Annotated in this window: 4 protein-coding genes; 1 reads left to right on the top strand and 3 read right to left on the bottom strand. The window is 68.2% G+C overall.

Going from position 1 to position 6,691, the window contains the following annotated elements:
- Positions 1–445: 445 nt before the first annotated feature.
- Positions 446–982: a hypothetical protein gene (locus DBR20_RS15820; RefSeq protein ID WP_108266831.1), complete on the bottom strand. Its 537-nt coding sequence runs from the start codon at positions 980–982 to the stop codon at positions 446–448.
- Positions 979–3,420 (bottom strand): penicillin-binding protein 1B, encoded by a 2,442-nt coding sequence (mrcB, locus tag DBR20_RS15815; RefSeq protein WP_108266830.1) that lies wholly within the window; start codon positions 3,418–3,420, stop codon positions 979–981. The genes DBR20_RS15820 and mrcB overlap by 4 nt, the downstream gene beginning before the upstream one ends.
- A gap of 95 nt (positions 3,421–3,515) precedes the next feature.
- On the opposite strand from mrcB, the gene DBR20_RS15810 reads away from it, so the two are divergent.
- Positions 3,516–5,615, top strand: coding sequence for a glycosyltransferase (locus DBR20_RS15810; protein WP_108266829.1), 2,100 nt, complete (start codon positions 3,516–3,518; stop codon positions 5,613–5,615).
- Here the strand turns inward: DBR20_RS15810 and DBR20_RS15805 are convergent.
- A partial coding sequence (locus DBR20_RS15805) for a hypothetical protein (protein WP_258223390.1) occupies positions 5,612–6,691 on the bottom strand: 1,080 nt, incomplete at its 5' end. The genes DBR20_RS15810 and DBR20_RS15805 overlap by 4 nt on opposite strands.

Below are 6,691 nucleotides of genomic sequence, written 5' to 3'. Positions count from 1 at the left end.
GTTTGCGGGGACGCCGTGAACCCATCCATGGGGGCTTGGCCGCGGCATCCATGCCGCGGACACCCCGCAACCCCCCAGCCCCCCGCCTTCGACAGTTTCCCGGTGACGGGAGGCAAAGGCGGAGCAGAAGCGGTTGGTGTAACGGGGAAAGTAGAAGGGGTCGGATCCGTTTTCCTGCGGAAAACGGATCCGACCCCTCAGCGAGTGCGCGCAGCGCGCGACCCGCGTTTGATTTTGATTTTGTTCTTGCCTGCGGCGGCCGCAGGAAACTGTCCGTGGCCGGGTGGATGGGCTGGGCAGGGGCGTGAGCCGCATGGATGCGGCGACCGAGCTTACATGGACGTACTTGCAGCGTCCCCTGCCCAGCCCATCCACCCGGCCAACCCACGTCAGACCATCAGCCCGCCCGCCGCAGAGGGGGCAGCGCCCGATGGAGGGGAATACCTCAGTACCGCTTGATCCCCGGCACCGTGCAGCCTTCCAACTGCGCATGTGCGGACACCGCATTCTCCTTCTCGCCCCGCGCCAGGCGCGCCTGTTCGATCGTGGCCCAGTGCCGGCGGCACAGCGGCCCCGTCTTCGAACCCAGGTCCACGGCCTTGCGCGCGAACGTTTCCGCCTCCGCCCACTTGCCCTGCAGCAGCGCCAGTTCCGCGCGTTCCTGCAGTACCGACGGATCACCGGCCACGATCTGCAACGCCTGGTCCAGGCTGCCGGCCGCGCCGGCCAGATCGTTGGCCTGGCGCTGGCTCAGCGCCGTCTGCCGCAGATCCTCAACCTGCGAGTCGCGCAGTGGCTGCACCGACACTTCCTTGTCATCCGGGCCCGCGGCGGCTTCCACGGCTGCCAGTCGCTGTGCGGGCGTGGTGGTGTCCACCGGCTTGACCACCTGCGGCGCGCTGCTCACGCAGGCCGCCAGGGCCAGGGCGAGGCCACTCAGGAGCAGGGGCTGGAACAGCGAACGGATAGTCATCGGCATCATCGGCTTGGGGGAGGAGTCGCTGCAGCGGGTGCTGCGGCAGGTTCAGCGGCGGGTTCCGGTTTACGGTCAAGGCCGAACCAGCTGCGCCAGCCGCCGCCCTCGCCTTCGGCACCACCCTGCGCGTCCGGCAGGGCGGCCGGTGCACACGGCTCGTAAGCAGGCGCGTAGCCCACCACGAACGGGAATCGCCGCGCGCCCGGGCAGCCTTCATCGGTGCTGTTGGTACCGGTCGCCGCAACCGGTTGCCAGTCCAGGCCCTTGTTGCTGACCTTCAACGGCGCGGTCGGCAGGCGCTGGAAAATACCCGACCACACCCGCATCGCGCCGGTGGCGCCGTACAGACCCGCCTGTTCGTTCTGGTCGTTGCCCATCCAGATCACTGCCAGGTGATCGCCGGTGTAACCGGCATACCAGCTGTCGCGGCCATCGTTGGTGGTGCCGGTCTTGCCCGCCGGCTGCAGGCGGCCCAGGCCATCGGCATTCAAGCGCTGCGCGGTACCACTGGCCACCACCTGCTGCAGGCCGATGCTGATCAGGTTGGCGGCGATGGAGTCACCTTCCTGTGCCGGTGCAGGCGTCTTGTCGTAACGCTTGAGCAGCTTGCCCTGCGGATCAAGGACGCCACGCACCGCGTGCAGCGGCTGGATCTCGCCGCCCGATGCCAGGAACTGGTACAGCTGCGCCATCGCGTACGGGCTCTGGTCAGTCGAGCCGAGGATCACCGCCGGATTCGGCTCGGCCTTGATGCCGGCCAGCACATGGATCAACTGGGTCACCCGCTCCGGGCCAACCTGCATGCCCACGCGTACCGTGGCCTGGTTGTAGGAATGGGCCAGCGCGTCGATCAGGCGCACGGTGCCATGGCTGCGGTTGTCCGCATTGCCGGGGTTCCAGTTGCGGCCGCGGCTGAGCTGCACGGTCACCGGCGAATCGTCGACCCAGCTGGCCAGCGAATAGCGGTCCGGCTGCGCGAGCGCCAGCAAGTACACGAACGGCTTGAGCAGAGAGCCGACCGGGCGCTGCGCCTCGATGGCGCGGTTGAAGCCGACCTCGGACACTTCGCGGCTGCCGATCACCGCCACCACGTCGCCGTTGTGCACGTCGGTCATCACCAGACCGGCCTGCAGCTCGGGGCGACGCTTGCTTTCCAGCGATTTGATGGTGCGCGTGACCGCGCCTTCGGCATAGGCCTGCGCGGAAGGCGACATGCCGCTCATCACGCTCAGGCCGGCGCCCTGCAGGGCGGATTCCGGATAGTCGTGGCCAAGCTGGCGACGCACCAGGTCGACGTAGGCGGGGAAGCGGTTGGCTGCCACTAGGCCCGGGGTCTTGGGCACGCCCAGCGGCGCCTTCAACGCCCGCTGGTACTCGGCATCATCAATCAGGGTCGCCTCGTGCAGTTTGCCCAGCACGAAGTTGCGACGGTCCAGCGCACGCTCGGGATTGCGCCGCGGGTCGTAGTAGGACGGCCCCTTGACCAGGCCGATCAACAGCGCGATCTGCTCGGTTTCCAGCGAGGAGAGATCACGGCCGAACCAGAACTCGGCACCGGAGGACATGCCGTGGATCGCCTGGCTGCCGCGCTGGCCCAGATACACCTGGTTGAGGTAGGCCTCGAAGATGGTGCGCTTGTCATAGCGCGCTTCCATGATCAACGCATACAGCACTTCGTTGAACTTGCGGGTATAGGTCTGTTCCTTGCCGATTCCCAGCAGGCCGCTGCGGGCCAGCTGCTGGGTCAGGGTGGAAGCGCCCTGGCGGCTCTGCCCACCGGAACGGACCGTCACCCAGACCGCGCGCGCGATGCCGGACAGATCGATGCCGTGATGGCGGTTGAAATCCTTGTCCTCGACCGCCTGCAGGCCAGTGACCAACAGGTCCGGGGCCTCGTTCATGCGGATCAGGCGGCGCTCTTCCTGCTTCTGCCCATACAGCGTGGCGATGCGTGCAGGGTCCATGCGGGCCGCCTTCAGCGCCTTGCGGCTGTCGGCGTCGCGCAGCGAAGCAATGCTGCCGCCGGACAGCGACAGCTCGACCCGACGCGCGGCGACCTGGCCGTCGACATCGTTGTAGCCGCGGCTGGAAATGACGAAGCGGCCGCCCTGCACCGTATAGGTTGCCGGTTCCTTGCCCTGGCCATCATCGCGATAGGCCGAGGCGGCCAGTTCGGTCTTCAGGGTCGCCGCATCCATCGCCTTGCCGGGCATCAGCACCAGCGGGCGTGCATAGACGCGCGTCGGGATCTGCCAGCGCAGTTCACCGAAACGTTGCGTCACCTGTTGGTTCAGGTACAGCGTATAGGGGATCAGGAAACCCAATCCCAACGCGACCGCAGCCATGCTCCAGGTGATCAGCCGGCGGCGCCAGAGCGGACCGGTGTCCTGCTGGTCGTCGTCGTCGAAATCGTCGATATCGTCTGAATCGTAGCGTCGGGGCACGGGAATGCGACAATGTAGGGTCTGGCGAGTCTACCCCAGCCGCTGCGGCAGGCGAATTCTCCCGGTCCCCCTGCTTAAGCTGGAGTTGCACCCGGATGGCGATGTCCCTGGCCGAAATCCGCTACCTGATCAATCGCCTGACCGGGCTGGCCCGCCGCAGCCTGGCCAGCCTGCGCACGCGCGGCTGGCGGGCTACCTGGCAGCGGATCCGCGTGCACAGCCAGCGCGCCGTCCCAGCACCGCGCAAACCGTTGTACCTGCCACCGGCACAGCCGTTCGCTCCCTTCACGGTGCCGACCAGCGATACGCCGGACGTCAGCATCGTCATTCCGGTCTACAACCACGTCGACCACACCCTGGCCTGCCTGCGTGCCCTGGCCGCGCACCCGCCGTCGGTGGCCTGCGAGATCCTCGTGGTGGACGACGGCAGCAGCGACGCAACGGTGCAGTGGATGCCGCAGATCAGCGGCCTGCGCTACGAAGTGCGCGAGCGCAACGGTGGCTTCATCGAGGCCTGCAACGACGGCGTGTCGCGCACGCGCGGTCGTTACGTGGTGCTGCTCAACAACGATACGGTGCCGCAACCGGGCTGGCTGGAGGCATTGCTGGACACCTTTGCGACCGTCGCCGATGCCGGCCTGGTCGGCAGCCAGCTGCTGTATCCCGACGGCCGCCTGCAGGAATCGGGCGGGGTGATCTTCGGCGATGGCAGTGGCTGGAGCTACGGCCGCTTCGAAGCGGCCGATGATCCCCGCTTCGCCAGCCTGCGCGACGTCGACTACTGCTCCGGCGCCGCGCTGATGTTGCCACGTGCACTGTGGCAGCAGCTGGGCGGCTTCGACACCCGCTACAAGCCGGCCTACTACGAAGACACCGACCTGGCCTTCCGCGTGCGTGCACAGGGCCTGCGCGTGCTGGTGCAGCCGGCCAGCCGGGTGATCCACGATGAAGGCACCAGCAACGGCACCGATACCGGCAGCGGCGTGAAAGCCTATCAGGTACGCAACCAAGGTGTTTTCGCAGCCAGATGGGCCGCTGAACTGGCCTCCCATCCGAAGGTCGGCGAAGTGCCCTCGCCGGCGCTGCTGCTGCGCGGCCGTCGCCAGGTGCTGATCCTCGACGAGGAAGTGCCGCGCCCGGAACGCGACTCCGGCTCGCTGCGGCAGGTCAACCTGATCCGCCTGCTGCTGCAGGGCGGCGCCCACGTGGTGTTCGTGCCCACCCGGCGCGAACACGGCGGCGTGGCGACCGAAGCCCTGCAGCGGATGGGTGTGGAAGTCTGGTACACGCCCTTCCTGGACGGTGTTGCAGGCTGGCTGCGCAGCCACGGCACCCGCTTCAACGTGGTGATGATGGTGCGCCACCACGTCGCCAACGAATGCCTGCCGCTGCTCAAACGCTATGCACCGCAGGCCCGCACCGTGTTCGACACCGTCGACCTGCACTACCTGCGCGAGCGCCGTGGTGCAGAAGTGGCGGGCGATGCCGGCCTGCTGCGCAACGCCGAACGCACCCGCGCCAGCGAACTGGCAGTGATGGACCAGTGCGACATCACCGTACTGGTCAGCGCCGCCGAGCGCGAACAGCTGCAGGCCGATGCACCCCAGGTGCGGGTGGAGCTGATCTCCAACCTGCATGAAGTTGCCGGCGTGGGCGCGCCGTTCGCGCAGCGCCGCGACCTGGTGTTCGTCGGTGGCTTCCGCCATCCGCCGAACCTGGATGCGATGGAGTGGTTCATCGGCGACGTGTTCCCGCACATCCGCGCAGCGCTGCCGCAGGTGCGCCTGCATTGCATCGGCGCCGGTGCACCGGACACGCTGTTTGCCCTGGCCGCTACCCAGCCGGGTGTGGTGATGCATGGCTTCGTTGAAGACATCGTTCCGTACATGGAAGGTGCCCGCATCGCCATCGCGCCGCTGCGTTTCGGCGCCGGCGTGAAGGGCAAGATCAACCTGAGCATGGCCCATGGCCAGCCCGTGGTCGGCACCACCTGCGCGGTGGAAGGCATGCACCTGCGTGCCGGCCAGGATGTGCTGGTGGCCGACGATGCAGCCGGCTTTGCCGAGGCGGTGGTCCGCCTGTACCAGGACCCTGTGCTGTGGCAGCAGCTGGCCGCCGCTGGCCTGGCCAACGTGGCCGAGCATTTCTCGCTGGATGCCGCATCGGCAACCGTGCAGCGGGTGTTCTTCGACTAGTCGATGTGGCCGCCTGCGTGCCGCAGGCGGTCCTCGAACGCGGCAAGCTCGGCCAGATCCGGCTGCAGCCGCCGCACCTGCTCCACGGCCGAGGCGGCAAATTCCACATCACCGCGTCCCAGCCGTTCGCTGCCGATCGCCAGCCAGCGCTGTGCCAGGCGCGAACGCGCATCGGGCAATCCTGCGGCGGTCGGCGCCAGCGTCTGCCAGGCCTGCAGGCAGGCGCCCGCAGCCTGCACCCGGTTCTGTCGCAGGTTGTCATCGAAGCAGGACCTGCTGGCCGGTAGCAGGCGCGCTGCCGCCGCCTTGACCCGGCTGTCGCGCGGCGCCAATGCCTGCGCTTCGCGCAGCGCATCGAAGGCGCTGTGACCGGGGGGGCTGATCCACTGTCCGGCACGCTCGGCGCGGTCGATCTGGCGCAGCCGATCACGCAGTTGGCGCTCACGCTGGGCCGTGCTGATGCCCGGCTGCTGCAATGACTGACGCGCCTGCCGCGCACGCTGCACGCGCTGTGCCAGCTGCTGCTGTGCCGCCTGCGAGGCGCCCATACCTGCCGCCAGCGCAGCGTCCTTGTCGGCCGCCTCGAACTGGAAGTCATCCGCCCGCTTCTGGCTGCGCGCCAGCAATGCCTGCACGGTCTGCTCGCGCCCACGCAGTGCAGTGGGATCATCGGACGTGACCGCCAGCACGGCCTGGAAACTGTCTGCGGCCGTCTCAAGCTGCTGCCGTTTGAGCGCACGCTGGCCCTGCTGCAGCCGCTGGTCGACGGCCTGGGCCAGCGCTTCCTGGCTGGCAGGAAGCTCGGAATGACCTGCATCGAACTGGCGTGCACGCTGCAGGATCGCAGCCGCCGTGGCCAGTTCGCCGCGCGCGGCCTGTGCGCGCGCCTGCTGCAGCAGGTCGCTCAATGCATCCTCGCGGCCTTCCAGCGCTGGCAGGTTGTCCGGTTGCAGCGCCAGCACACGCTGGAACAACGGCAACGCGCTGCTGTCGCCGTCGTCCAGCCGCCCCGCTGCAAAGGCATTGCGGGCCTGCGCAAGCAAGGCACCGATGCCAGCGCCGGCACGACGACGCGC

It is taken from the genome of Stenotrophomonas sp. HMWF023 (assembly GCF_003060985.1).
GTDB lineage: Bacteria > Pseudomonadota > Gammaproteobacteria > Xanthomonadales > Xanthomonadaceae > Stenotrophomonas > Stenotrophomonas lactitubi.
This window is presented reverse-complemented; position numbering and strand designations above follow the sequence as displayed.

What these genes read in the sequence shown, in the direction of transcription:
- DBR20_RS15820 (WP_108266831.1), bottom strand. Translation starts at nt 982, where the DNA reads ATGATGCCGATGACTATCCGTTCGCTGTTCCAGCCCCTGCTCCTGAGT.
- DBR20_RS15810 (WP_108266829.1), top strand. Translation starts at nt 3,516, where the DNA reads ATGGCGATGTCCCTGGCCGAAATCCGCTACCTGATCAATCGCCTGACC.